Here is a 23,485-nt window from a genome sequence, read left to right on the forward strand (position 1 = left end):
GAACGCGCCCGGCGGGATGAGGCGCTCGAGGCGGATATCCGGCGCGTGTTCGCGGAGAATTTCGAGGTCTACGGTGCGCGCAAGGTCTGGCGGCAGTTGCAGCGGGAAGGATGCGCTGTTGCCCTCTGCACGGTGGAGCGGTTGATGCGGATCATCGGCCTGCAGGGCGTGATCCGCGGCAAGCCGGTCAGGACGACGATCAGCGACAGGGCGACACCCTGCCCACAGGACCGCGTCAACCGCCAGTTCCAGGCGCCGGCGCCGAATATGCTCTGGGTCTCCGACTTCACTTATGTCGCGACCTGGCAGGGCTTTGTGTATGTGGCGTTTGTCATCGATACATTCGCCCGGCGTATCGTTGGCTGGCGGGTAAGCCGCACGGCGCATGCCGGCTTCGTCCTCGATGCCCTGGAACAGGCTCTTCACGACAGACGCCCGGTGCGTAGCGGCGGGCTCGTCCATCATAGCGACCGGGGCAGCCAGTATGTCTCGATCAAATACACCGAGCGCCTGATGGAGGCCGGCATCGAACCGTCCGTCGGCAGTGTCGGCGATAGCTACGACAACGCTCTCGCCGAGAGCATCAACGGCCTTTACAAGACCGAGGTCATCCGTCGTCGCGGGCCGTGGAAATCGTTGGAGGCCGTCGAGTTCGCAACGCTCGAATGGGTCGACTGGTTTAACCACAGGCGCCTTCTCGAGCCGATCGGCAACATCCCGCCCGCCGAAGCCGAACAACGATATTTCGCCACACTCGACCAGATGAAGATCGCCGCTTAGCTTAACTCAAATGGCCTCCGGCAAACCCGGGGCGGTTCATCCGGCGTCGGCCCGCCAAGATCAAAGCGCAGGAAGCGCATCCAGGACAGGCGGTCCCGGATCATGAACTCCATCCTGGCATCGCTCAGATTCTGCTGGGCCTGAAGGATCAGCGCCTTGAACATCGAAACAGGGTCGAAGGGCGGGCGGCCACCCCTGGCTCCGTCCCCGTAGCCCAGTCCTTCAACCAGCCAGCCACGGAAATGCTCGAAATCGACCGTCGCTTCCAGAACCTCCAGCGGGTCCCCCGTCTTGCTCAGACGCTCAAGATGCTCCGAGAGCCCGAATAGCGACCACGCCTCCATCCACCCGCCTCCAATTCACGACCCGCTCAGTGAATCACGAATTCAACAACCTTCACAGGGTTATTGCGGGTGTCCAGCTGATTGGACGCCATATTCTCACGAGGGATCTGCTCCGGGACAGAGAACCCGAAATTCCGCTGCAACCGCTCCACAGCAGTGCTGAATCCTTCAGTTGTTCCGATCCATTCGAGGACATCTCAAGCGTCTTACGCTCAATCAAGTTCTTATCCGCATGAGCGGAAGTCGTTGGCGCACTCGGCGGGCTTGAAGATATCGGCGAGCCTGCCGACGAGGTCCAACATGGCAGAGACGGTTCGCTCACCGGCTTTTTGCAGCATGGCCTCGAGGCGGGCGAAGGCGTTTTCGTTCGGGTTGAAGTCAGGGCTATAGGGCGGGAGGAAGCGTAGTGTTGCGCCTGCGGCCTCGATGAGCACCTGCACCGATGCACGTCTGTGGCTCGACAGGGTATCCATGATGACGACGTCGCCCGGCCGCAGTTCCGGGACAAGGATAAATGCAATGCGGGCTGCGAACCAGTAGCCGTTGATCGGCCCATCAAGCACCATGGGCGCGACCATGCTGGTCATGCGCGGGTCGGCGACCAAGGTGGTGGTCATGCGGTGGCTGTGCGGGAAGCCCATTCGCCGCCAACACGCGAGTCGCCGGAGCCCCGATCACGACTTGAGCCGCGCAAGGCACGCCACGGGATCCATGACTTTTAACTCAACGAATATAGCCGCTGGAACGCGATCGGATGCACCCGAACTCCGGGTTCATTTTGGCAACGCCCCTGCGGTTCACGGTCCCGGGGAGTTGCTTTAAGAACTCCCGGCAATTCCGGCCACCGAGGACCCATGATTCGTCTGGATAATATCAGCAAGCAGAACGGCACCCGCCTGATCTTTGTCGAGGCGTCAGCTGCCTTGCAGCGGGGCGAGAAGATTGGCCTTGTTGGCCCCAATGGTGCTGGGAAGTCCACACTGTTTCGCCTGATCACCGGTCAGGAGCCTCCCGACGAGGGCAACATCCTCATCGATCGCGGCATCAGCATTGGCTTGTTCAGCCAGGATGTCGGCGAGATGGCGGGCCGCAGCGCCGTAGCCGAGGTGATCGCCGGTGCCGGACCGGTGAGCGAGGTGGGTGAGGAACTGGCAAAGCTCGAAGCCGCTCTGGCCGATCCCGAAAAGGCCGACCAACTGGATACCATCCTGGAACGCTATGGCGAGGTCCAGGCGCGCTTCGAGGAACTGGGCGGCTACGCACTGGAGGGCAAGGCGCGCGAGGTGCTCGACGGCCTCGGCTTCAGCCAGGAGATGATGGACGGCGACGTGGGCCTGCTCTCCGGCGGCTGGAAGATGCGCGTGGCACTTGCGCGCATTCTGCTCATGCGCCCGGACGTGATGTTGCTGGACGAGCCAAGCAACCATCTCGACCTGGAGAGCCTCATATGGCTGGAGCAGTTCCTCGCCGGTTACGACGGCGCGCTGATGATGACCTCGCACGACCGCGAATTCATGAACCGCATCATCAACAAGGTCATCGAGATCGACGGCGGCAATCTCACCAGCTTCTCCGGCGACTATGAGTTCTACGCCCGCCAGAGCGCCCTGAATGAGAGGCACCAGCAGGCGCAGTTCGAGCGCCAGCAGGCGACGCTCGCCAAGGAGATCGCGTTCATCGAGCGCTTCAAGGCCCGTGCCTCGCACGCCGCGCAAGTGCAGAGCCGGGTGAAGAAACTGGACAAGATCGACCGGGTGGAGCCACCCAAGCGACGCCAGGCCATCGCCTTCGAGTTCCGCCCCGCCCCGCGTTCGGGTGATGACGTAGCCAAGCTGCGCGGCGTCTCCAAGCGCTATGGCAGCAAGGTGATCTATGACGGCCTCGAATTGCTGATCCGCCGCAAGGAGCGCTGCTGCGTGCTCGGCGTGAATGGCGCGGGCAAATCCACGCTGCTGAAGCTGGTAACCGGCAGCACTTCGCCCGATACCGGCACGGTGACCCTGGGGGGCAGCGTGAAGATGGGTTACTTCGCCCAGCACGCCATGGACCAGCTGGACGGCGACGCCACAATCTTCGCAACACTCGATGCTGCCTTCCCGCATGCGGGCCAGGGTAGCCTGCGTACGCTGGCCGGGGCATTCGGTTTCTCAGGTGACGAGGTGGAAAAGCGCTGCCGCCAGCTCTCGGGTGGGGAGAAGGCGCGGCTCGTCATGGCGTTGATGCTCTACGACCCGCCAAATTTCCTGGTCCTTGACGAGCCCACCAACCATCTCGACCTCGCGACGAAGGAGATGCTCATCACCGCACTCTCGAACTACGAGGGCACCATGTTGTTCGTCTCGCATGATCGCCACTTCCTCGCCGCGCTTTCTAACCGGGTATTGGAGCTCACCCGGGAAGGTATCCATGACTATGACGGCGGATATACCGAATACGTGGCCCGCACGGGCCAGGAGGCACCCGGTCTGCACGGGTGAACCAGGCCGGGGCCGACACCGGTCGGTCCGCTTCCCGGTTGGCACGTCGGAAAAGCGGCCGTTCCAAAGTCGATCCAGGTTCTGGACTCGACTGATCAATGATGTGACGGCGAGGACGAGGCAGATACCTGCGAGCACATTTCGTGCGGTTTTGTCTTGGAGCATCATCCGATCAGATGGAGTCATCTGATCGGATGATGCTCTGTTTATGAATAAGTTAGAGCACGGCATCCGATTCGGATGGATCGGAACGTGCTCTAGCGTGTGGCGATGCGCGGCGGGTCCGCGCAGGCGACAAGAGCCGCAAAGACCTCCTGCCAGAGGCCTCGTTGGCTCCAGCGGTTGAACCGCTTGATCACACTGGTTCGTGGTCCGTAGGCCCCAGGAAGCGCTCGCCACCGCAAGCCCTCGCGAAAGCGATGCAGGATGCCGCTCAGTACCCGGCGGCCATTGGGTTCATGCGAGGAGCCGCCCGCCCAGCCTCTCACGGCATCGAAACGATAATCAAACGGCATTGGAATCCCCGAGCCTGAGCCGGCATCTTTACGAAGCCGCACGAAGCGATGCCGGAAGGGCGGAGGCGGGAGGCGGCGACGATCCGCACGACGGATCACGCAAGGAGGATACGATGAAAACAATCTTTCTGCTCGGCGCCCTCGCGCTCGCCGGCACCGGCACGGCCCTCGCCCAGCAGGGCGATGCCGCGACAGCCCGCTCGCCGCAACAGACCGCCGCCATGAAGGCTGATATCACTCATGTCGAAACGCTGATCACCAAGATCAACCGAACCTATCATACCGATTTTGCCATCGCGCCGCGGCGCGAGCACGAGGCGATGATGCACATGGCCCGCGCCGAGATGGAGATGGCGAAGGCGATGATGGACGAGCAGATCAACTTCAACCCCAGCCCGCTTGGCGGCTTTCCTGGCGGCAGCTGAAGCATCAGGTCTCCCCGGATCGGGGACATGAAAAAGGCCGGAGCGCGTCGCGCCCCGGCCCGTCTTCAAGCCATGCGGCCAGCTTACTTCTTCGGCAGCGCGAAGATCGCCACCGCGTCGCCATACGGATAGCTGAGCTGGAAATTGCCACCGGCGGCCACCGCGATGTATTCGCGGCCATTCACCGAATAGGCAACCGGCGGGGCGTTCACGCCGGCGCCGAGGTTGAACCGCCACAGGCGCTTGCCGGTCTTCGCGTCCATCGCGTCAAACCAGCCATTGCCCTCCCCGGTGAACACCAGGTTGCCCGCCGTCGCCAGGACGCCGCCCATCATCGGCTCCGGCAGCGTGTCGTTCCAGCGGATCTTGCCGGTATCGACGTTGATCGCCGTCAGCGTGCCGTTCTGGATGCCGTGATCGACATTCTTGAACGTGCTGCCGAGGCGGATCTGGCCGGGGATGGCCGGGCTGCTCTTCTCGTTGGTGAAGGTCATGAGCTGGTTCATGCCCATCACGTACACGTCGCGGGTCATCGGCGAGAACGCCGGCGGCGACCACTCGGCGCCACCATTCGCACCCGGCAGCATCTGCACGCCCTTCGTCGTCGGCTGCGCGAACATGTTCTTCTGCATGTCGAACGGTTCGGACTTGCGGATCAGCTTGCCGGTCTCGCGGTTGACGATGTAGTACCACGCCGTCTTGCCCGCCTCGCCGACGGCCGGAACCATCTTGCCGTGATCCCGCACGTCGAACAGCATCGCGTTGCTGACGGCGTCATAGTCCCACACGTCGTGCTTCACTTCCTGGTAATACCAGACGAGCTTGCCGGTATTGATGTTCAGCGCGACGATCGAGTCGGTATAGCGGTTGTCGCCCTTGCGCGCCGAGCCGTTGAGGTCGGGGTTCGGGTTGCCGGTCGCGAAGATCAGCAGGCCCCGCTTCGGATCGACCGTCGGCGTCGTCCACACGGTGCCGCCGCCGGTCTTCCACGAATCGCCTTCCCAGCCGGCCTTGCTGTCGGTGGTATGGAAGCGCCAGATCTGCTTGCCGGTCGTCGCGTCATAGGCCGCAACGAAGCCGCGGATCGGCCACTCGCCGCCGGCGCTGCCGATGATGACCATGTTCTTGTAGACGGTCGGCGCCATCGTCTCCGAATAGCCATAGCGCGGATCGGCAACCGTGGTCGACCATTCCTGCTCGCCAGTCTTCGCGTTCACCGCGACGAGATGATCGTCCAGCGTCAGCATGTAGACCTTGCCGTTCGACGCCGCCGCGCCGCGGTTCACCGGGCCGCAGCAGATCTGGTTCTGGCCGTCCGTGTAGGTATAGGTCCACAGCGTCTGGCCGTTGGTCGCGTTCATCGCGATCAGCGCCTGCTTGGAGTTCACCATCGGCGTGGTCAGATACATCACGCCATTGACCACCAGCGGCGTGGTCTCGAAGCTCGCGCTGTAGCCGGTCTGCGCGATGGCAACCGGCGCGAGATCCTTCACATTGGCCGAATCGATCTGCTTGAGCGGCGAGAAGCGCGAATTGTCGAAATCGCGGCCGTTGACCAGCCAGTTCGCATCAGCCTTCGGCGCCGCTTCCAGCATGGTGGTGGAGACATTGACGTCCGAGGTGATGGTCTTGCCGACCTTCGCGGTCTGCCCGCCGGTCTCCGACCCCTCGGCCTTCACCGCGCCGGCCTGCGCCGACTGCGCGAGGGCGAGGCCGAGCAGTGCTGCCGCCGGCAGCGCGGCAAGCCGAACCCGGCGCATGAGGCGGGATTGATTGTCCGTTGTTGTCATTTTGTGAGTTTCCCCTGTGGTTTCAGCCAGATCCGGCCGCACGCGGGCAGCCGGCAGTCCGTCCAACGTCAGGACTTGCCCGGATAAGGCAGCATCTTGACGCAGGAGGCGGTCTTGGCGTCGAGCGCTGTGGCGCCGGACGGATAGCCGTTCTGCTGCAGGATATACGCGAAGATCGCGTCATATTCGGCCGGCTTGAGGCTGCCGGGCGCCTGATACGGCATCTGCGACTTGATGAAGGCAAGCAATTGCGTACCGGTGATCTTGGTGAAGTCGAGATAGGACTTGAACTTCGCCCCGCCGATCGCCGGGCCCGAGCCGCCCTCCAGATTCGTCATGTGGCAGGCAGCGCAGTTCGTATCGTAGAGGGTCTTGCCGGTCGTCGCCTGTGCGGTGGTGAAATCGCCGCTCGCGCAGCCTGCCGAAGCAATCCCGGGCAGCGCCAGCATCGCGGCGGCTGCCAGGGCGAGCACGGCCCTGTGTCGGTTTGTCATGAATGTTCCCCATGTTCAGTAGGCCCGCAACCGGGCGTTGTTCTCATATTCGTTACGCGGCACCTAAATGAACCCCGCGGTCCTGTAAAGCGGCGGCGATTGCGGCGGCAGCGAAATGTTCCGCTTCGCCACGCCTGCCCCGGCCGCGTCTGGCCGGATGCGCGGGAATCGTCGTAGCCTCGCCGTAAATTTGGCGCATCGGAGTGGAGAATCGCATGGCAACGCACCCATCCTGTCTCATCATCGGCGCCTCGCGCGGCCTTGGCCTCGCGATGGCGGAGGAGTATCTCGGCCGCGGCTGGCACGTCACTGCGACGGTGCGCGGCGCCGCCCGCACCGGCCTGCACGACCTCGCCGGGCGGGACGGCGGGCGGCTCGTTATCGAATCGCTCGACATCAACGATCCCGGCCAGCTCGCTGCCCTGCGCGCCCGGCTGGAGGGGCAGGTATTCGACCAGCTCTTCGTCAATGCCGGAATCGCCAACGACCCGGCGGCGCCGATCGGCGCGGTCAGCACCGAAACCTTCGTCGAGCTGATGGTGACCAACGCGCTCAGCCCGATGCGCGCGGTCGAGGCGCTGGGCGACCTCGTGGCACCGGATGGCGGGATCGGGCTGATGTCCTCCGGCCTCGGTAGTGTGGCCAACAACACGACCGGCATGTTCGAGGCCTATCGCGCCAGCAAGGCGGCGCTGAACACGCTGATGCGCAGCTACGCCGTCCGTCACAAGGGCTCGTCCCGCAGCCTAGCCCTCGTCGCCCCCGGCTGGGTGCGGACCGAGATGGGCGGCCCGCAGGCAACGCTCTCCATCGGCGAGAGCATCCCCCGCGTGGTCGACCAGCTGATCGCCCGGCGCGGCACGCCCGGCCTCGCCTTCTTCGACTATACCGGCGCCGAACTGCCCTGGTGAATCATTGAGTGAACCATCGAGATGAGTTGTTGAGATGACCTCCCCACACGCCGCGTCGCAGGTGCGAGAGACGGACGGATCGGTCGGTTCGGGCCGCCCCACGCAATCGGCGCGCGACCGGACCCGCTGGGTCAGCGGGGCAGGGCGCTATGTCGCGGATATCCAGCCGGCGGGCGCGCTGGCGGCCGCCTTCCTGCGGTCGCCTCACGCCCATGCCGCGATCGTCTCGCTCGATGCGGCGGCGGCGCGGGCGATACCGGGCGTCGTCGCGGTGCTGACCGGCGAGGATTGCGCCACCGCCGGCTTCGGCAATTTCCGCGCCCTGATGCGCTACGGCGCCGAGGGCGAGCGCCCGCTCATCGCCCCGTTCCGTCCGGTGCTGGCGCAGGGGCGGGTGCGCTATGCCGGCGAGCCGGTCGCCTGCGTGGTCGCTGAAACCCTTGCCGCGGCGATGGATGCGGCGGAGGCGATCGCGGTGGAATACGACATGCTGCCCCCGGTGGTCGGGCTCGACGCAGCACCTCACACCCCGCCGATCCATCAAGAGGCGCCGGGCAATCTCGCCTTCCTGCATGCCGCGGGCGATGCCGCATCGGTCGCCGCCGCCTTCGCCGCGGCGGTGCATGTGGCCGCAGTGCGGTTCGACCTGCCGCGCCTCGCCCCCTCCACGATGGAGCCGGGCGGCATCGTCGCGCGGTATGACGCGGCTTCGGCCGTCTATCACCTCGCCACCCCGCACCAGGGTATCAACGAGATCCGGCTCGATCTCGAGGCCGTGCTCGGCGTCCCGGCCTCGCGCATCATGATCGAGCTGCCCGATGTCGGCGGTGGGTTCGGCCTGCGCAGCCCGGCCTATCCCGAGCACGCCGCTCTCCTGCTCGCCGCCCGCGCCACCGGCCGGACGGTGCGCTACGTGCCGACCCGCGGCGAAGCCTTCCTCAACGACAATCATGGCCGCGGGACCAGGCTCTCCGGCCGCCTCGCGCTCGATGCCGATCTCCGCTTCACCGCGATCGAGATCGAGTATCACGCCGATCTCGGCGCCTATGTCACCACCGTCGGCGCCTTCGTGAACGTCCATAACGCGCTGCAATCGGGCACCGGCACCTACGCGATCCCGGCGGCGCATGCGCGGTTCGCGCAATATTTCACCAATGCCGGGCCGCTCGGCCCCTATCGCGGCGCCGGGCGGCCGGACATCGCGCTGCTGGTCGAGCGCCTCGTGGATGAGGCCGCCGCCGCAACCGGCGCCGACCCGCTCGACCTGCGGGCGCGCAACGCGATCCCCGCCGCTGCCTTTCCCTGGCGCACCGCGCTCGGTGCAACCTATGACAGCGCCGACTATACCGCGCTGATCGCCGCCGCCCGGGTGGGATCCGGCTGGGACGATATCGCCGCCCGCCGCGCCGAAGCTGCCGCGCGCGGCGCGCTTCTCGGGCGCGGCGCCGCGCTGTTCACCGAAATCGCCGGCGGCGGTGCAGCCGCGCAGGACGAGGCGAGGGTGACGCTGTCCCTCGCCGACGGTCGCGCCGTAGCCCGGATCGAGACGGTGACCGGCGGTAGTGGGCAGAGCCAGGCGGAGACCTATGCCTTCATCCTCGCTCGCGAAACCGGGCTCGACCCGGCTGATATCGAACTCGTGGCAAGCCCGCCCGGCAGCACGCTGGCCGGCGCCGGTTCGATCGGCTCGCGCTCGACGGTGAGCGCCGGCAGCGCGGTGGCCGATGCCGGTGCCGCCCTGCGCGCGCGGTTGCTCGGCCTCGCCGGGCTGCGCGCCAACGAAGCACCGGAGGACCTCGCCATTGCCAGCGGCGCCATCCTCCGGCGCGACGGCTCCCCGGTGATGACCCTCGCCGCGGCGGTTGCGGCCGCCGGCGGCGAGATCGCCGTTACCGGGGTAAAACCCGTCGCCGCGACCTTCCCCTCCGGCTGCCACGTCGCCGAGGTGGAGATCGACCGCGAAACCGGGCTGGTCCGGCTGGTGCGCTACGTCGCGGCCGATGATTCAGGCGTGTTGGTCAATCCCCGTGTCGCCGAAGGGCAGATCCATGGCGGCATCGTCCAGGGCGTGGGCGGCGTGCTGGGCGAGGGGATGCGCTATGATTCCGCCGGCCAGCCGCTGACCGGCAGTTTCATGGACTACACGATGCCCCGCGCGGCCGACGTTCCCGGTTTCGTCACGCTCGACCTGCCGACCCCATCGCCCAACAATCCGCTTGGCGCCAAGGGGCTGGGCGAGGCGGGCACGACCGGCGCACTGCCGGCGGTGGCCAATGCGGTGGCGGACGCGCTGCGGTCGATCGGTGCGACGCTGCCGCCTTTGCCCTGCACCCCGCTGCGGGTCTGGGAGGCGATCCGCGAGTCGGAATTTTGACCCCGCTCAGATCGCCGCGGCGTGCCGCCCCGCCTGGCCGAGCCAGGCATCGAAGGCGGCGGCGGCATGGCGCAGGAACGGCCGCCCGGCCTCGGTGACGATCACGCGGCTGCCCTCGCGGCGTAGCAACCCATCCGCCTCCATCGGCGCCAGCGCCGCGCCTTCGGCGCCAAAACGCTCAGGATCGGCGTCGAACGTCGCGAGATCGACTTCGAGGTCGCACATCAACCGCTCGATGATCGCCCCGCGCAGCCGGTCCTCGTTATCCAGCGCCAGCCCCTTGGCGATGGCGAGCCCGCCGGCCTCGATCGCGGCGAGGTAGGGCTGGGTGCCAACCGCGTTCTGCGCATAGCCCTGCGGCAGACGCGAGATCGCCGAGGCGCCGAGGCCGATCAGCAGGTCGGAGGGGTCGACCGTATACCCCTGGAAATTGCGCCGCAGCGCGCCGGTGCCGGCGGCGCGCGCCATCATATCCTCGGGCCTTGCGAAATGGTCGAGCCCGATCTGGCGGTAGCCGGCGGCGACCAGCAGTTCGGCGGCGCGCTGTTGCTGGGCGAAGCGCGCCGCGGTGTCCGGCAGGGCGCGCTCAGCGATCACCTGCTGGCGCTTGCGCGTCCACGGCACATGGGCATAGCCGTAGAGCGCGACGCGGTCCGGCCCGAGGGCGAGAACCTCGCCGATCGTCGCCTCCAGCGACTCGATGGTCTGGAACGGCAGGCCATAGACGAGGTCGAAATTCACCGAGGCGATGCCCGCCGCCCGCGCCGCATCGGCGGCGGCTTTGGTCTGGGCGACGCTCTGGTGCCGCCCGATTGCCGCCTGCACCGCGGGGGCGAAATCCTGAACCCCGAGGCTGACGCGGGTGACGGCGAGATCGCGCAGCAGCGCCGTGGCGTCGTCCGGCAGGGTGCGCGGGTCGATCTCGATGGCGATTTCGGTCGTGTCATCAAGCGTGAAATGGCGGGCGAGCGCCGCATGCACCCGGCGCAGCAGCGGTGCGGGCAGGGCGGTCGGCGTGCCGCCGCCCCAATGGATCTGCCCGGCTCGCAGGCGATGGCCGATCGCGGCGGCGACGCGGCCGATCTCGGTTTCCAGCGCCGTCGCGTAGCGCTCCAGCGCGCTGACGCTGTGCACCGCGCTGGTGGTGCAGCCGCAGAACCAGCACATGCTGCGACAAAACGGCACATGCAGGTAGAGCGAGGCGCGGGCATCGGGCTCAATCGCGGCAAGCCAGAGGGCATAGTCCTTCGCCCCGGTCGCGGCGGAGAAATGCGGCGCGGTCGGATAGCTGGTGTAGCGGGGCAGGGGGCGGTCATAGCGCGCGAGAAGGGCCTGTTCCATGCATCTTCTCTGAGCCGCCGGGGCCGCAGCGTCCTTGATCGAGATCAAGGACGCTGCGGCTTGCGCTCAGGCGGCGCCCGCCGCGGCGCGGGGGGCGGCGAAGCGCCGTTCCATCTCCCGCCGTGCCGCGATCGCAGTCTGCAGCGCCGATCCGGCGGCGGCGAAATCGACATCGTCCCACCCCACCACCTCGCCCTCGGCGATGCCGCGCCGCAGCCGCGCGTGATGCGCGAGACCAATCGGCAGGGCGCCGGCGGCAAGGCTCGCCTGCGCCGGCAGCAGCTTGCCCCACACCGTATAGCCGCCCTCGCCATCGAGCACCTCACCCGCCGCCAGATCCCGCTTGGCGATGGCGACGACATCGCCGGCAAACCCGCGCGGCCGCCCGGTCGGCTCGCCGCGCAACGCGACCGACAGTACCGAGACGTTCAGCTCCAGCCCGATCAGGTGATAGGGCTTGTACATCGCTGCATAGCGGCCCGAGGCATCGGTCCGCAGCCCGTACTGCGCAAAGCAGGCGGCCGCATAGTCGTTCGGCGCCTCGAACACGGCATAGACACCCCAGCGCAAGTCGCGAAACACCGGCCGCCCGTCGCGCTCCAGCGAGGAGACCACCTCGACCATGCCGGACCGCTCCAGCATCCCGCCCGCTGCGCGCGGGCGCAGCAGATGCGGCAGATCATCCACCCCGCAGGCCGGGAAATGCAGGCCGGACGAGGGCACGGCCAGGCCGGTCGCATTGGCGATCGCCGCCATCTCGATCGCGGATTTGGTGCCGTCGAGAAAGGAGTTGAACATTTGCGGGTTCATCCCGCCCTCGCGCGCCTGCTCCGCCGTCAGCCCGTAATGCTGCCACACCGTATCCGGGGTGACGCCATGATAGAGCGGCAGGTATTTCGTGCCCTTGCCGGCGGCAACCACGGAAAACCCGCAGGCCCGCGCCCAGTCCACCATCTCGGCGACGAGGGCGGGCTGGTCGCCATAGGCGAGCGAATAGGTCACCCCCGCCGCATCCGCCTCGGCGGCAAGCAGCGGGCCGGCCAGCGCATCGGCCTCGACATTGACCATCACCACCGGCTTGCCGGCAGCGAAGGCGGCGCGGGCGTGGGCGATGCCGGCCGGCGGGTTGCCGGTCGCCTCGATCACCACGTCGATATCCTCGCGCCGCAGTTCGGCGGTTGCATCGTCGGTGAAGATTGTGGCGGCGATCAGCGCCTCGTCCCAGCCGACGGCGCGGCACGCGGCGCGCGCGGCGTCCGGCCGCAGATCGGCGATGGCGGCGACCTCGATGCCCCTGGTATGCGGCACCTGCGAGAGGAACATCGAGCCGAATTTCCCGGCGCCGATCAGCAGCACGCGAACCGGCCGCCCGGCGTCGGCCCGGGCGGCGAGGAGGTGGGAGAGGTTCATCGCCTTATTCGGCCGCGGCGCGGGGCTGGGATGCCGCCGCCAGCCGCGCCAGCGCGTCGTCGGCCACCGGCACGATCGGCGCGAAATCCTGATGCGCGATGAACTCCGGCCGCGTCGGCGTGCGGATGTGGTTGGAGACCGCGTTGAGCGTGAGATAGACGATGCGGCGCGGATAGGGCGTGATGTTCCCGGCCGAGCCATGCACGAGATTGCCGTGGAACATCAGCACGCCGCCCGGCTTGCCGGTAGGGGCGACGATCCCGCCTTCGGCGACGAGCCGGCTCACCGTTGCCTCGTCCAGCGTCCAGAGCGGGTAGGAGGTGGTCTCGACATCGTGGCGCGCTTCCAGGTCGCCGGCATTATGGCTGCGCGGCACCAGCAGCAGCGGGCCGTTGATCGGCATCACCTCGTCGAGGAACACCGAAATGTTTATCGCCCGCGGCTCCAGCATCCCGTCATCGCGCTTCCAGGTGCCGTAATCCTGGTGCCACTGCCAGACCTCGCCGGTAAAGGCCGCCTTCGCGTTGATCTTGTACTGGTGCATGTACACCTGCTCGCCGAAGATCTGCTCGACCGGCCCGATTAGCCGCGGATGCGCGCCGAGCGTGCCGAAGGCCTCGTTATACGTATGCGCGGCGAAGGCGGTGCGCGGCGCGCCGTTCTTCTCGCGCCACACTTCCGGGCGATGCTCACGATAGATCGCCTCGGATTCACACTTGAGCAGCGCCACCTCCTCGGGGCTGAACAGCTCGGGTAGGAACAGCCAGCCCTCGCGGTGGAAATCCTCGATCTGCTGCTGGGTCAGTTTCATGTTGTCTCCTCCTGGTCCGTATTATGTTGAACGTCAGCCCGCCTGCGCACGATCGGCGAGGCGGCGGGCGGTGATCTCGCCGGCATTGCGCGCATGGTCGCGCGCCGCCGCCTCGGCCCCCGCCGCATCGCCCTCGCGCACCCTGGCGAGGATCGTCTCGTGTTCGCGCGCGGCGCGGGCGCGGTAGTCTTCGGCTTCCAGCACCGCCGCCATGGCACGGGCGAGGGCGGGGAAATGCGGGTCCGTCATCGCCTCGAACACCGGATTGCCCGAGGCACGGTAGAGCGCGCGGTGAAAGGCAAGGTCGAGCCGCAGCAGCGCCGGAATACCCTGGGCGTTCCTCGTCGCGGCGATGATGGCGTCAAGCTCGGCAAGTGCGGCCTCATCCCGCCGGGCGGCGGCGCGGCTTGCGGCCAGCCCGTCGAGAGCCGCGCGCACGTCATAGATCTGGGCGATCCGCGCGGGGTCATCCGGGGCGATTTCGAACCCCTTGCGGCCGCTCTCGCGCAGCAGCCCCTGGCGGTGCAGCAGATGCAGCGCGTGGCTGACCGGCTGGCGGGAGACGCCGAGCCGTGCTGCGAGTTCGCCCTGGCGGATGCGCGTGCCCGCCGGCAGCGCCCCATCGGCGATCGCCTCCACCACCCGTTCATAGACCTGGTCGATCAGCGTCTCGGCGGTCTCGATCCGCTCCATCCGTGTTCCATTCGCATTCGGAATTCCAAAATTCTGCGCCAAGTCCGCGACCGCGTCAAATGCCGCCCTCGCGCTTCGTCGGCCTATCCCCTGCGGCGACCGAATGACATGGATTTATGGATTCCGCCGCAGTTCAGTCACAGAAATGACACGCCCCACCGCTTCTATGACGCTGCAACCGAAAGGAGAGCGCAGATGGAACGAACCACGATCGGGCTTCTCGGCGCGCTGGGCGGTCTCGCCGCCGCCGCACCCGCAACCTCCCTGGCCGAGCCCGCGCCGCTACCCCAGGCCGCGAACTATGCCGAGCTGCTTGCCCCGGTGGAGGCGCCCGCCGCCATTCTCCGCGCGCATGACGCGCTGCTCGCCCGCGCCAGGGCAGAGGCGCCGCCGGCCCGGCTGGACCTGGTCGACCACCACCACCATCACCACCACCATGCCTATCGCCGCTACCGCTACTACCAGCACCACCATCATCATCACCACCATCACGGCTATTACGGGTATTACGGCTATTACGGCACGTATCCGCAGCCAGACTGGCGTTGAGTCTGGCGTTGAAACTGGCGTTGAACTTGGCGCCGGGCCGGCGCCGCCGGGAGAGGGGAGGGCGATGACGACGAAGGTAAGGCTGCGCTATTTCGAGCCGGGGCTCGCACCACGGCGCACCCGGCTCGACGTGCCGGGCTGGGGCGGCTCGCCCGAGAAGCGGGGCGACGGCGCGCACGAGCAGCCCTGGCATTGCGCACCCTTCGTCGAGGGCGCGCAATACGGGATCGAGGTCTTCTACCCCTACCGCAATGAGCTGCGCGTCACCCGGACTGACGGGCACGTGACGCTGGAGAGCGACTGGGGCCCCGATCCGGGCACCGGCGTCAACTGGCCGCCCTTCCGCCCCTTCGGCCCCGGCTACTACACCTGCCAGCTTCTGCTCGACATCGCTGTGGACGAGGACATGGCCGTCCGAGTCGAGCCCCACCCTCGCTATTTCACCGACGAGACCGGCGACGTGCCACTCGCCGTTCCGGCATTGCTGCGAACCGCCTGGTGGCCGATGATCTCGTTTGTTGTCTTCAAGGCGCCGCAAGCGGGCGCCACCCATGTATTCCGCCAGGGCGAGCCCATCGTCCAGCTTACCGTGGTGCCAGCAGACCCCGCGCTCGAGCTGGCGTCGATGCCGCCCGAGGAAGCCGCGGCGCGCGAGCTGCGCTCCCGCCGCATCCATGCCAGCCGCGACACGCTTGGCCAGTCCTCGCGCTGGACCTCCGCCACCGGCACGATTTTCGACGGTACCTACCGGAACCTGCTGCGCGCCGCCCGCGGCAAGCAGGTTTGAGTGTCCGGTTTGTGCCGTCGCATATATGAAGTTAACTAAAAGTTCATTATATCACGCGATGGTGAGTCGCGTGATCCACCTGAAATTGTGCCCCAGAGATTGTCCTTGTTCGATCCGTCGTCGATCATCCTTACTGTAGAGGTCCTGCAAACCCTGTTGGACTCGCTACCGAATCCGGTCTTCCTGATCGACCGCGATCACCGGCTCGTGCTGATCAACCAGGCGATGGCCGATTTCGTTGGCTATGAGCGGGAAGCAATCCTCGGCCGCAGTAGCGAGGGAAGGGTGCCGCCTGCGCTGCTCGAGGGTTACTGGCGGATCGACGACCGGGTCTTCGCCACCGGCGAGAGCGACGAGACCGAGGAAATCGTCACTGGTGCCGGTGGCCAGCGGCGCATCGTCATCACCCGCAAGCGCCTGATCCAGCTCGACACTGTAGCCGGCCCCACCAAATTCATCATCGCCGTCCTGTCGGACGTGACGCGCTTCCGCGAGGCCGAGGCCCGCGCCCGCCACCTCGCCGCGCATGACGGCCTGACCGGGCTGCCCAATCGCGGCCAGTTCACCCAGCGCCTCGCCGAAGCGCTCGCCGCCGCCCAGCGCAGCGGCGAACTTGTCGCCGTCCTGCTCGTCGATCTCGACGGGTTCAAGCCGATCAACGACCGGTTCGGCCACATCGTTGGCGATAGCGTGTTGCGCATCATCGGGCGCCGGCTCGGCGGGGTGATCCGCGCCGGCGATACCGTCGCCCGCCTCGGCGGCGATGAGTTCTGCGTCATCCAGCGCGGCATCTCGCAGGAGGATCACGCCCTCAACCTTGCCGGGCGCATCGTCGCTGCGATCGGCCAGCCGCTTGCCGCCCAGCCCGAACCGCTCGCTGTCACCGCTTCTGTCGGCCTCGCGCTCTGCCCGTTCGACGGCGATGATCCCGACATTCTCCTCGAACGCGCCGACCGGGCGCTTTACGCGGTCAAGCATGCCGGGCGGGGTGGCTTCAGCCGCTACCATGCCGGCCTGCATCGGCCGTTGGCGCCGCCCGACATGCCGGTTCTGTTACGCGATCTGCCGGCCGAACCGCCGCCTCTCGCGGCTGGAGAGATCTCATGAGCGGCCGGCATACCGGGCCGCCGACGGTAACCGGCCAGGGTCTCGCCGGCGTGCGCGGCGTCGCCGCCTGGGAGATTGATCCGCTCGCCGGGCTCATCCGCCAGCTGCCCGGCAGTGGCGCCGGCCCGGCGAAGCCGCCGCCCCCGGCCGCGCCGGTCGCGGATTTTCTCGCCCTGATCGATGCGGACGACCGCGCCCGGGCCGACGCCGCCCTTGCCGCCGCCACAGCCCCCGGCAGTCCTGGCCTCGATCTCATCTTCCGCCGCGCCGGGGCCAAGCCGGGCAAGGGGTGGTGCCTCGCCCGCTTCCATCCCGTCGGGCGCGACGAGGCCGGCCGCGCGCTCCGCCTCGCCGGCATCACCGTCGATCTTGGCGCGCTGCCCGGTCTTGCCGCCGGTGCCGCCGGCAGCGCCGAGACCGACCGTCTCGCGACCCTCGCCGCCGAGCTCGCCCGCCGCACCGAGGAACTTGTCAGCGCCCACCGCCTCGCCCGCGTCGGCGCCTGGCGGTGGGATCTCACCCGCCACATCGTCTGGCTGTCGGCCGAAACCATGTGGCTGCTCGGCATCGAGGGTGCAGCCGCCGAGATGGATTACGACCAGCTCCGCCGCATGATCCATCCCGATGACTACCAGTACGCGATGGCCTGCTTCCGCGAGGCGGTCGACACTGCAACGCCGGTTACCCTTGAATACCGGACAATCCTGCCCGATGGCGCCGTTCACGCCGTCCTCACCCACGCCGAGCCGGTGATCGGGGCGGATGGCCGAATCGCGCAGCTGCGCGGCACCACGCAGGACGTCACCCCCTTCCGCCGGGTCGAGGCGGCGCTGCGCGAAAGCGAGGACCATTACCGCCATATGGTTGAGCTGCACCCGCAAATCCCCTGGACCGCTGGTCCGGATGGCGGGATTCTCGAAGTCGGCCCGCAATGGCTCGCCATCACCGGCATGACCCGCCAGGAGACCATGCCCTTCGGCTGGACCTCCGCCGTTCACCCGGACGATCTCGCGCCGACCCTTGCCGCCTGGGGGGACAGCCTCGCCAGCGGCGATCCGGTCGATGTCGAGTTCCGCATCCGTGCCGCTGGTGGCGCCTATGCCTGGGTGCGCGCCCGCGCCGCCGCCCGCCGCGACGAGGCCGGGCAGATCCTGCGCTGGTATGGTACACTCGAGGACATTACCGACCGGCGGGCCGCGGAGGCCGCGCGCAACGCCTCAGAGGCGCTGGCCCTGCGGGTGCTGGAAGCCAGCGGCGATGCCGTGATCGTCTTCGATGCCGCAGGCGCCGTCACCTTCTCCAATGCGCGGCTTGCCCCCCTGCTCGGGCTCGATGCGCCGCCGAAGGGCATCGCCACCGATGGTCTCTTCGCCGCCGCCCATTGCCGCGAGCTTTGCGCCGCGCTGAATCGGGCGATGGAAACCGGCGCAGGCGCTCATTTCGAGCTGTTCTGGCCGCCGACCGACCGGTGGTTGGAAGCCACCATTGCCGCCGAGGGCAGCGACATCTCGCTCTTCCTGCGCGACGTCTCGGAAAAGCGCCTCGTCCAGCAGCAACTCCGCTACGCCGCCAGTTTCGACTACATGACCGGTGCCGCCAACCGTGCCACCCTGTTCGCGCGCCTTGCCGATCAGCTCCAGCACCAGGCGCCCGGCAACCTCACCGCACTGCTCTGCCTCGATCTCGACTATTTCAAGGAAATCAACGACCAGCACGGCCATCCGACCGGCGATGCCGTGCTGCGCCAGCTTGTTACCCGGCTGCGCCTCTGCCTGCGCTCGCACGATCTGCTGGCCCGCTGCGGCGGCGATGAATTCGTCATCATGCAGACCGGCGTATCCGCACCGCCCGACGCGCTGGCGCTGGCCGACCGTATTCTCGCTGCGCTTCGCCAGCCTTTCGAGGTCGATGGCATCTCCCTGCCCGCCGGCGCCTCGATCGGCGTCGCCGTCGCTCTTCCCGGGCAGACCGACGCCGATGCCCTCTACCGTCAGGCCGATCGTGCGCTCTATGTCGCCAAGTCCCGCGCCCGCGGCACCTACCGCCTCTTCCACCCCGACATGCTGCAGGCCGACGAGGCCAGCCGCCGCCTGCGCGCCGAGCTGGCCGGCGCGCTCGGCCGCGGCGAGTTCAGGCTCGATTTCCAGCCCATCGTCCATCTCGCGACCCGCCGCATCGTCGGCGTCGAGGCGCTGGTCCGCTGGCACCATCCGGTCCGCGGCCTCATCCAGCCCGCCGAATTCATCCCGCTTGCCGAGGAAAGCGGACAGATCGCAGCCCTCGGCGCCTGGGTGCTGCACCGCGCCTGCGCCGCCGCCAGCGCCTGGCCGGGCGACGTCAAGATCTCCGTCAATGTCTCGCCCCGCCAGTTCGAGATCGGCGACATCCGCACCACCGTCACCGAGGCCCTTGAAGCGACCGGCTTGCCCGCCAACCGTCTCAAGCTCGAAATTACCGAATCGGTGCTGCTCTCGCAGAACGCCGCCAGCGCCCGCCTGCTGCAAAATCTGCGCGAACGCGGCGTGATGCTGGTGCTCGACGATTTCGGCACCGGCTATTCCTCGCTGTCCTATCTCGACACGTTCAAGGTCGACGTCGTCAAGATCGATAAATCCTTCCTCTCCCGCATCCGCGCCCCGGGCGACCGCCAACCCATATTCGAGGCAATCATGGGCATGACCGCGGCGCTCAACCTGCCGGTCACCGCCGAGGGTGTCGAAACCGCCGTCCAGCTCGATTACGTGACGAGCCTCGGGTGTGACTGGGCGCAGGGCTATTTCTTCTCCCGCCCGGTGCCGGAGGCCGAGTTGTTGCGCCAGCTCCGCGGTCCCGCCATCGCCCGAACCGGCTGACGCGCCGCACACCCGCTCTGCCCACGCATAAAAAAACAGGTGGCGCGGCTGCGCCACCTGCATGACCAGCCCGCCAGCGCCACACCGAGTTCTGCCGGCGCGCTGACGGACCCGGGGAAACTAGCCCCGCCGGATTACTGGCTGACGCTGATCGTGTAGCCGTTGGTGGACGGGGCGGAGTTAATGTTCACGCTCGAACCGGCCTGCGCCTGTGTGACGCTGATGCCAGCCGTGCCGGTTGTGGTCCCGGCAACGGCGTTAACCGTCAGGTTCAGGGTTGCACCCGTGGCCGCGGAGGTCTGTGTCACATTAACCGGAGTGGCCGTTGCACCTGTCACATTAGTCAGAGACATGTTGATCGAGCCACCCGGCGCCGCGGTCGCGATGGTCGCATTCACCAGGCTGCCGGTGCCAACGGTCGCGGTCACGGACGAGTTGCCCGAAGCCGGGTTCATCGTCGTGCCCACAGTGTTGCCCGTGGTGTCGACCGTCATGTTGTAGGTGGCAGCACCCGGCGTGGTCGAGGCGAGGGTCAGGGTGTTACCGGAGGCTGCCGTCGCCGCGGTTCCGACATTGGTCGTGTAGGTCGACGCCGAGGTGTTGCCGTCGATCGTGTTGGAGATCGTGTTCGACCCGCCATAAACGGTGGTCGCCAGCGTATTGCTCCCAGTGAAGCCGGCAACGGTGCCAACCTTGTTGGTGAGGTTGTTGCTGTCGCCGGTCACGTTGCTCGTCAGGCTCGCCGCGGCCGTGCCGCCCGCCACCGTGTCGGTGAGGGTGTTCGAGGTGCCGGTGACGGTCGGGTTGAAGGTCAGCGCGCCCGTGGTGTCGAGGTTGCTGGTCAGCGTGTTGGTGCCGGCGCCGTTATTGGTGACGCTGATGGTCGAGGCAACCGAGTTCGGCGCCGAGTTCTGGCCGATATTCAGGGTCTGCACGTTGCTACCGCCCGAATAGGTGGCGGTAACGCTCGCGGTCGAGCCAGTGGCGGTGTTGGTGTTGATAGCGCCGTTCAGCGTGTTGCCAGCGCCGCTCTGCGAAATGTTGAGCGTGTTCCACGCGCCCTCGACATAGAACGGCGTGTTTGTGGAGCCGATCTGGTTGCCGCCGGCCGTTGCATCCTGCGTCGTCGTCAGGCTGGCGATCGTGCCCGCCGTTACGGTGCCGCCCACGCTGCCGGTGGCCGAGTTCAGGTTCAGGATGTTCGGCGATGTAGCGAACGCGGCGGGGGCGGCGATCAGCATCGCCACGCCGGCCATCAGCGAGAGTTTCATGCGAGACATTTTTTGCTCCGGAGTTCGTTAGTCATTAAAAATACTGGGGGCGCGTCAGGAAACCGGTTTCGGCTTTCCCTTGAAGTGCCACCAGCCCTGCTGAACGCCGTCCCGGCTCAGCACCGCCACGGCCTTGCGGGCCGCCAGTGCAAGCGCCAGTCCCACCGGCTCGTTGGTCGAGCCGCCGGCTTCGGCGTTCAGAAGAGTGGTCGAGTAGGCCGCGTCCAACGTTCCGTCGGCCTCCAGCGATGTCACAGATTTGGTAACAGTCACCTGCTTGAGCACACGCCCGGTCGTGACCGAGACGGCGCGCAGGCTGAAAGTAATCAGGTCGGTCACATATTTCGCCTGCCCGCCGATCCCGCCAATGGCGAGCCCCACCGAGGCCTGCGTCACCTGCCGGTCATACGCGACGACCTGACCAACCATCTCGATCTCGGCGATCGAGAGCGGCGGCACCTGCGGCAGCGCCGCCTTCTTGTGTGCCGCCTTGAGCTGCGCCGCACGGTCGGTCAGCATCAGCCCCGCAAGCTGACGCTCCGTCAGCAGGTTGCTCAGATGCTCGCGTTCCAGCACGTCGTAATAACCGTGCGGCATCGCCTCCAGCGCGCTGATCAGATAGGGCGTGCAATCCTGCGGCACCGCGGTGCTGAGTTCCTCGATCGCCCCGGTCGGCGCGTGCTGTCCGGTCGTGTCAGTGCAACTATACACGCCGACATAGACCGGTGCGGCGGGCGCCTTGCCGGACGCGATCGCGATCGGGCGGGTGAGGTTCAGATTGACCTTGGCCGAGGGCGGCGGCGGCACCGCGCATCCCGCGAGAAACACCAGCGAGGCCGCGGCAACGGCCGCCTTACGGATGGCAGGTCCCGGCATGGCGGAAACTTTCAATTCGAGGGAAGTGCGAGGGTGGTCGTGCCATTCGGCGAGGTGATCGTGACTGTCGTCACCCCGCCCGAATTCACATACGACACTGTATTGTTGCCCGACTGGAACGCTCCGGTGCTGCCGGGCGTGGCGTTCGCGATCTTCGAGGCGATGTTGTAGGCCACCAGCCCGTTCAACTGCGACAGGATGGAGTTGGTGAATTGGGCGGAGGGGCTGCTGGCGGCTGCCTGCGCCGCCGCCGATTGTGCCGCCTTCAACGCCGAGATCTGCGCCTGGATCTTGGATTCCTTGCTCGAATAGGTCTGCTGCGCCAGCCCGGCAGAATAGGCATTGGTGCCGCCGAACGCGGGAGATTGCAGGTTATAGGTCTCGAGCGTCGCTTGCGCCGCGGGAGAACAGATCGATATCAATAAAGCGGAAGTCAAAACCGTAGTCTTTAATTTCATAGCCGTCTCTTCCTTGCCGAAACGTCAATACGAACGTCCGATCAACGAAATATAACTAGCCCATTTCAATTGAATGCTGAAGCAAGTTCTTGTATCGATTGATGATTATAAATTAACAAAATATTGATATTATGTCCGAGGTCTCTGCTTCGGCCTCGCCGTGGCAGCCCTGCCGCCGCCGCGCTTGCCAAAAAGCCGCGCACATGTCCTGTTTGCCGCCATGAAACGGCCCCGGAACGGGGGGCGCCGAAACCGGGGGAAACATCATGAGCGAGTCGCGCGGATCACCACGCAAGGTCATCATCACCTGTGCCGTTACCGGCGCGATCCACACGCCGAGCATGTCGCCGCATCTGCCGGTCACCCCGGAGGAGATCGCCGATTCCGCCGTCGCCGCCGCCGAGGCTGGTGCCGCCATCCTCCACCTCCACGCCCGCGATCCGCAGGATGGAAGGCCGGACCAGTCGCCCGAGGCTTTCGCCCGCTTCCTGCCGCGGGTGAAGCAGCGCACCGGCGCCGTCATCAACCTGACCACCGGCGGCGCGCCCTACATGACGGTCGAGGAACGGGTTCGCCCCGCAGCCAGCTTCCGCCCCGAGGTCGCCTCGCTGAACATGGGCTCGATGAATTTCGGCCTGTTCCCGATGCTCGACCGCTTCAAGGAGTTCCGCCATCCGTGGGAAGCCGAGATGCTGGAAAACTCGCGTGACCTCGTTTTTCGCAACACCTTCCGCGACATTGAATACGTCCTGCGCACGCTGGGCGAGTCCGGCACACGCTTCGAGTTCGAGTGCTACGACACCAGCCATCTCTACAATCTCGCCCATTTCCTCGGCCGCGGCCTGGTGAAGCCGCCGCTCTTCATCCAGACCGTCTTCGGCATTCTCGGCGGCATCGGCCCGCATCCGGAAGACGTGATGCACATGAAGCGCACCGCCGACCGGCTGTTCGGCGACCAGTATCGCTGGTCCGTCCTCGGCGCCGGCCGCAACCAACTGCCGATCGCCGCCCAGGCCGCGGCGATGGGGGGCAATGTCCGCGTCGGGCTTGAGGATTCGCTCTGGATCGGCGCTGGCCGCCTTGCCGAGTCCAACGCCCAGCAGGTCCGCAAGGTCCGCCAGATCATCGAGGGCCTCGGCCTTGGCATCGCCACACCGGATGAGGCGCGGGAGATCCTGTCGCTCAAGGGGGCGGACCGCGTCGGCTTCTGAGCCGCGCCG

General features: G+C 66.9%; 22 protein-coding genes. 10 read left to right on the forward strand and 12 right to left on the reverse strand.

Features of this window, described 5'->3' with window-relative positions; all coding sequences use genetic code 11:
- On the forward strand, window positions 1-780 hold a 780-nt coding region (locus B7Z76_RS00960; RefSeq protein WP_291341710.1), incomplete at its 5' end, for an IS3 family transposase.
- Here the strand turns inward: B7Z76_RS00960 and B7Z76_RS00965 are convergent.
- Together B7Z76_RS00965 and B7Z76_RS00970 are read right to left on the reverse strand one after the other, a co-directional pair.
- The gene (locus B7Z76_RS00965; protein ID WP_291341711.1) at window positions 777-1,124 is read right to left on the reverse strand and encodes a transposase; all 348 of its coding nucleotides are present in this window, start codon (window positions 1,122-1,124) and stop codon (window positions 777-779) included. The two genes, B7Z76_RS00960 and B7Z76_RS00965, sit on opposite strands and share 4 nt — an antisense overlap.
- Window positions 1,125-1,348: 224 nt before the next feature.
- The gene (locus B7Z76_RS00970; protein WP_291341712.1) at window positions 1,349-1,741 is read right to left on the reverse strand and encodes a transposase; all 393 of its coding nucleotides are present in this window, start codon (window positions 1,739-1,741) and stop codon (window positions 1,349-1,351) included.
- Between the two features lie 237 nt (window positions 1,742-1,978).
- Between B7Z76_RS00970 and B7Z76_RS00975 the strand changes: the two genes are divergently transcribed.
- Entirely contained in the window at window positions 1,979-3,601 is a 1,623-nt protein-coding gene (locus B7Z76_RS00975) for an ABC-F family ATP-binding cassette domain-containing protein (RefSeq protein WP_291341713.1), read from the forward strand.
- Window positions 3,602-3,858: 257 nt separating this feature from the next.
- Here B7Z76_RS00975 and B7Z76_RS16315 read toward each other — a convergent pair whose 3' ends face one another.
- Window positions 3,859-4,116, reverse strand: coding sequence for a transposase (locus tag B7Z76_RS16315; protein ID WP_366925305.1), 258 nt, complete (start codon window positions 4,114-4,116; stop codon window positions 3,859-3,861).
- Window positions 4,117-4,229: 113 nt separating this feature from the next.
- On the opposite strand from B7Z76_RS16315, the gene B7Z76_RS00980 reads away from it, so the two are divergent.
- A complete protein-coding gene (locus B7Z76_RS00980; protein WP_174502467.1) occupies window positions 4,230-4,541 on the forward strand; it encodes a hypothetical protein in 312 nt (103 codons plus the stop codon).
- Between the two features lie 83 nt (window positions 4,542-4,624).
- Here the strand turns inward: B7Z76_RS00980 and B7Z76_RS00985 are convergent, their stop codons facing one another.
- Together B7Z76_RS00985 and B7Z76_RS00990 are read right to left on the reverse strand one after the other, a co-directional pair.
- Complete coding sequence (locus B7Z76_RS00985; RefSeq protein WP_174502466.1) at window positions 4,625-6,331, reverse strand: PQQ-binding-like beta-propeller repeat protein; 1,707 nt, start codon at window positions 6,329-6,331, stop codon at window positions 4,625-4,627.
- Between the two features lie 68 nt (window positions 6,332-6,399).
- Window positions 6,400-6,825: a c-type cytochrome gene (locus B7Z76_RS00990; RefSeq protein ID WP_174502465.1), complete on the reverse strand. Its 426-nt coding sequence runs from the start codon at window positions 6,823-6,825 to the stop codon at window positions 6,400-6,402.
- A 215-nt stretch (window positions 6,826-7,040) separates the two neighbouring features.
- Between B7Z76_RS00990 and B7Z76_RS00995 the strand changes: the two genes are divergently transcribed.
- Together B7Z76_RS00995 and B7Z76_RS01000 are read left to right on the forward strand one after the other, a co-directional pair.
- Window positions 7,041-7,736: an SDR family NAD(P)-dependent oxidoreductase gene (locus B7Z76_RS00995; RefSeq protein WP_174502464.1), complete on the forward strand. Its 696-nt coding sequence runs from the start codon at window positions 7,041-7,043 to the stop codon at window positions 7,734-7,736.
- A gap of 34 nt (window positions 7,737-7,770) precedes the next feature.
- Window positions 7,771-10,110 carry a xanthine dehydrogenase family protein molybdopterin-binding subunit gene (locus B7Z76_RS01000; protein ID WP_291341714.1) on the forward strand — a complete coding sequence of 780 codons (2,340 nt, stop codon included), beginning with the start codon at window positions 7,771-7,773 and terminating at the stop codon, window positions 10,108-10,110.
- A gap of 6 nt (window positions 10,111-10,116) precedes the next feature.
- Here B7Z76_RS01000 and hemN read toward each other — a convergent pair whose 3' ends face one another.
- The 4 genes from hemN to B7Z76_RS01020 all read right to left on the reverse strand — a co-directional run bounded on the left by hemN (window position 10,117) and on the right by B7Z76_RS01020 (window position 14,365).
- Complete coding sequence (gene hemN / locus B7Z76_RS01005) at window positions 10,117-11,451, reverse strand: oxygen-independent coproporphyrinogen III oxidase (RefSeq protein WP_291341715.1); 1,335 nt, start codon at window positions 11,449-11,451, stop codon at window positions 10,117-10,119.
- Window positions 11,452-11,517: 66 nt separating this feature from the next.
- Window positions 11,518-12,861 carry an NAD(P)H-dependent oxidoreductase gene (locus B7Z76_RS01010; protein WP_291341716.1) on the reverse strand — a complete coding sequence of 448 codons (1,344 nt, stop codon included), beginning with the start codon at window positions 12,859-12,861 and terminating at the stop codon, window positions 11,518-11,520.
- A 4-nt stretch (window positions 12,862-12,865) separates the two neighbouring features.
- Window positions 12,866-13,672 carry a phytanoyl-CoA dioxygenase family protein gene (locus B7Z76_RS01015; protein ID WP_291341717.1) on the reverse strand — a complete coding sequence of 269 codons (807 nt, stop codon included), beginning with the start codon at window positions 13,670-13,672 and terminating at the stop codon, window positions 12,866-12,868.
- Between the two features lie 33 nt (window positions 13,673-13,705).
- A complete protein-coding gene (locus B7Z76_RS01020) occupies window positions 13,706-14,365 on the reverse strand; it encodes a GntR family transcriptional regulator (RefSeq protein ID WP_291341718.1) in 660 nt (219 codons plus the stop codon).
- Between the two features lie 195 nt (window positions 14,366-14,560).
- Between B7Z76_RS01020 and B7Z76_RS01025 the strand changes: the two genes are divergently transcribed.
- The 4 genes from B7Z76_RS01025 to B7Z76_RS01040 all read left to right on the forward strand — a co-directional run bounded on the left by B7Z76_RS01025 (window position 14,561) and on the right by B7Z76_RS01040 (window position 19,660).
- Complete coding sequence (locus B7Z76_RS01025) at window positions 14,561-14,914, forward strand: hypothetical protein (RefSeq protein WP_174502458.1); 354 nt, start codon at window positions 14,561-14,563, stop codon at window positions 14,912-14,914.
- 64 nt (window positions 14,915-14,978) lie between these two features.
- On the forward strand, window positions 14,979-15,701 hold the full coding sequence (locus B7Z76_RS01030; RefSeq protein ID WP_291341719.1) for a hypothetical protein: 723 nt from the start codon (window positions 14,979-14,981) through the stop codon (window positions 15,699-15,701).
- Between the two features lie 87 nt (window positions 15,702-15,788).
- A complete protein-coding gene (locus B7Z76_RS01035) occupies window positions 15,789-16,808 on the forward strand; it encodes a GGDEF domain-containing protein (protein WP_255540012.1) in 1,020 nt (339 codons plus the stop codon).
- Complete coding sequence (locus B7Z76_RS01040; protein WP_291341720.1) at window positions 16,805-19,660, forward strand: bifunctional diguanylate cyclase/phosphodiesterase; 2,856 nt, start codon at window positions 16,805-16,807, stop codon at window positions 19,658-19,660. Before B7Z76_RS01035 ends, B7Z76_RS01040 begins: the two co-directional genes overlap by 4 nt.
- 134 nt (window positions 19,661-19,794) lie before the next feature.
- Here the strand turns inward: B7Z76_RS01040 and B7Z76_RS01045 are convergent, their stop codons facing one another.
- The 3 genes from B7Z76_RS01045 to B7Z76_RS01055 are packed head-to-tail and all read right to left on the reverse strand — an operon-like array spanning window position 19,795 to window position 22,265.
- On the reverse strand, window positions 19,795-20,940 hold the full coding sequence (locus B7Z76_RS01045; protein ID WP_291341721.1) for a hypothetical protein: 1,146 nt from the start codon (window positions 20,938-20,940) through the stop codon (window positions 19,795-19,797).
- 45 nt (window positions 20,941-20,985) lie between these two features.
- Window positions 20,986-21,807, reverse strand: coding sequence for a CsgG/HfaB family protein (locus tag B7Z76_RS01050; protein WP_291341722.1), 822 nt, complete (start codon window positions 21,805-21,807; stop codon window positions 20,986-20,988).
- 11 nt (window positions 21,808-21,818) lie between these two features.
- Window positions 21,819-22,265: a curli assembly protein CsgF gene (locus tag B7Z76_RS01055; RefSeq protein WP_291341723.1), complete on the reverse strand. Its 447-nt coding sequence runs from the start codon at window positions 22,263-22,265 to the stop codon at window positions 21,819-21,821.
- Window positions 22,266-22,531: 266 nt separating this feature from the next.
- Here B7Z76_RS01055 and B7Z76_RS01060 point away from each other — a divergent pair, with 266 nt between their 5' ends.
- The gene (locus tag B7Z76_RS01060) at window positions 22,532-23,476 is read left to right on the forward strand and encodes a 3-keto-5-aminohexanoate cleavage protein (protein WP_174502451.1); all 945 of its coding nucleotides are present in this window, start codon (window positions 22,532-22,534) and stop codon (window positions 23,474-23,476) included.
- The last annotated feature ends 9 nt before the right edge of the window (window positions 23,477-23,485 follow it).

Origin of the sequence: Acidiphilium sp. 20-67-58 (genome assembly GCF_002255515.1) — a bacterium.
Lineage (GTDB): Bacteria > Pseudomonadota > Alphaproteobacteria > Acetobacterales > Acetobacteraceae > Acidiphilium.

Coding starts and splice junctions, on each gene's coding strand:
- B7Z76_RS00965 (WP_291341711.1), bottom strand. CDS start 1,124: ATGGAGGCGTGGTCGCTATTCGGGCTCTCGGAGCATCTTGAGCGTCTG.
- B7Z76_RS00970 (WP_291341712.1), bottom strand. CDS start 1,741: ATGACCACCACCTTGGTCGCCGACCCGCGCATGACCAGCATGGTCGCG.
- B7Z76_RS00975 (WP_291341713.1), top strand. CDS start 1,979: ATGATTCGTCTGGATAATATCAGCAAGCAGAACGGCACCCGCCTGATC.
- B7Z76_RS16315 (WP_366925305.1), bottom strand. CDS start 4,116: ATGCCGTTTGATTATCGTTTCGATGCCGTGAGAGGCTGGGCGGGCGGC.
- B7Z76_RS00980 (WP_174502467.1), top strand. CDS start 4,230: ATGAAAACAATCTTTCTGCTCGGCGCCCTCGCGCTCGCCGGCACCGGC.
- B7Z76_RS00985 (WP_174502466.1), bottom strand. CDS start 6,331: ATGACAACAACGGACAATCAATCCCGCCTCATGCGCCGGGTTCGGCTT.
- B7Z76_RS00990 (WP_174502465.1), bottom strand. CDS start 6,825: ATGACAAACCGACACAGGGCCGTGCTCGCCCTGGCAGCCGCCGCGATG.
- B7Z76_RS00995 (WP_174502464.1), top strand. CDS start 7,041: ATGGCAACGCACCCATCCTGTCTCATCATCGGCGCCTCGCGCGGCCTT.
- B7Z76_RS01000 (WP_291341714.1), top strand. CDS start 7,771: ATGACCTCCCCACACGCCGCGTCGCAGGTGCGAGAGACGGACGGATCG.
- hemN (WP_291341715.1), bottom strand. CDS start 11,451: ATGGAACAGGCCCTTCTCGCGCGCTATGACCGCCCCCTGCCCCGCTAC.
- B7Z76_RS01010 (WP_291341716.1), bottom strand. CDS start 12,861: ATGAACCTCTCCCACCTCCTCGCCGCCCGGGCCGACGCCGGGCGGCCG.
- B7Z76_RS01015 (WP_291341717.1), bottom strand. CDS start 13,672: ATGAAACTGACCCAGCAGCAGATCGAGGATTTCCACCGCGAGGGCTGG.
- B7Z76_RS01020 (WP_291341718.1), bottom strand. CDS start 14,365: ATGGAGCGGATCGAGACCGCCGAGACGCTGATCGACCAGGTCTATGAA.
- B7Z76_RS01025 (WP_174502458.1), top strand. CDS start 14,561: ATGGAACGAACCACGATCGGGCTTCTCGGCGCGCTGGGCGGTCTCGCC.
- B7Z76_RS01030 (WP_291341719.1), top strand. CDS start 14,979: ATGACGACGAAGGTAAGGCTGCGCTATTTCGAGCCGGGGCTCGCACCA.
- B7Z76_RS01040 (WP_291341720.1), top strand. CDS start 16,805: ATGAGCGGCCGGCATACCGGGCCGCCGACGGTAACCGGCCAGGGTCTC.
- B7Z76_RS01045 (WP_291341721.1), bottom strand. CDS start 20,940: ATGTCTCGCATGAAACTCTCGCTGATGGCCGGCGTGGCGATGCTGATC.
- B7Z76_RS01050 (WP_291341722.1), bottom strand. CDS start 21,807: ATGCCGGGACCTGCCATCCGTAAGGCGGCCGTTGCCGCGGCCTCGCTG.
- B7Z76_RS01055 (WP_291341723.1), bottom strand. CDS start 22,265: ATGAAATTAAAGACTACGGTTTTGACTTCCGCTTTATTGATATCGATC.
- B7Z76_RS01060 (WP_174502451.1), top strand. CDS start 22,532: ATGAGCGAGTCGCGCGGATCACCACGCAAGGTCATCATCACCTGTGCC.